Origin of the sequence: Maribacter sp. 4G9, assembly GCF_002742265.1 — a bacterium.
Lineage (GTDB): Bacteria > Bacteroidota > Bacteroidia > Flavobacteriales > Flavobacteriaceae > Maribacter.
On the sequence record NZ_MDGL01000157.1, the window covers coordinates 1 to 727 of the forward strand.

A 727-nucleotide genomic window follows, 5' to 3' on the forward strand; every position below is an offset into this window, starting at 1 on the left:
AAAACGTGCTTTTATCTATTCCTAATTCCCTCGAAACATCTCCAACAGATCTTCCTTGCTGATTTTCTTTTAGAGCCTTGATAATTTGACTCTCGCTAAACTTGCTGTTTTTCATCGTGACAGTTTGAATTTAAAGTTAGTAAATTCGAATTATGAACTGTCCTATTTTTAGGGAAGCCTACAATAGGTAATCAATGTTGTACCAGTAACTTCATGAATCTTATCCAATATTCCGTTCCAGACGGAAGCATCATTACCACCACCTGCTTCAAACAGGATTGGAATGCCGTCACCTTTAACAATAATGAAATGTAAATTGTATCCACCTATATCAACGAGGGTATCCTGTCCTCTTATCGGTAATGCCAACGATAAAACAAAAATCAATAAAATTTTAAATTGGAAATTGCCCATGGAAGTGTATTTAATCGATGAAAAAACATCCAAAATTTATAATAATGAAATTGGGGAACAACTAAATATAATTCATTTCCAGTAAAGAAATCAGGTAGTTATCAGAGAAACTGTATTTTACGTATGGGTCTGTAAGCTTCCCCTAGATAGAACTGTTTATTTTTCTAAAACTTCATCAAAGTTATTGTTTTTAATTCCTTGAGCGGTACCGCTCAAGGAATTAAGCTCCAAATATTGCTTTGGGGACAGATATCCCAAGGCCTTATGTGGCCTATGATTGTTGTAATCCTCCATCCAAATCCTTGTCTGTTCC

Annotated in this window: 3 protein-coding genes; all 3 read right to left on the reverse strand. The window is 34.9% G+C overall.

What is annotated here, in order from left to right:
- On the reverse strand, positions 1-115 hold a 115-nt coding region (locus BFP75_RS15905; RefSeq protein WP_165776618.1), incomplete at its 3' end, for a transposase.
- Between the two features lie 53 nt (positions 116-168).
- Positions 169-414, reverse strand: a complete 246-nt coding sequence (locus BFP75_RS15910; protein ID WP_099546354.1) for a hypothetical protein — start codon at positions 412-414, stop codon at positions 169-171.
- Positions 415-570: 156 nt separating this feature from the next.
- A partial coding sequence (locus tag BFP75_RS22745; protein ID WP_165776559.1) for an integrase core domain-containing protein occupies positions 571-727 on the reverse strand: 157 nt, incomplete at its 5' end.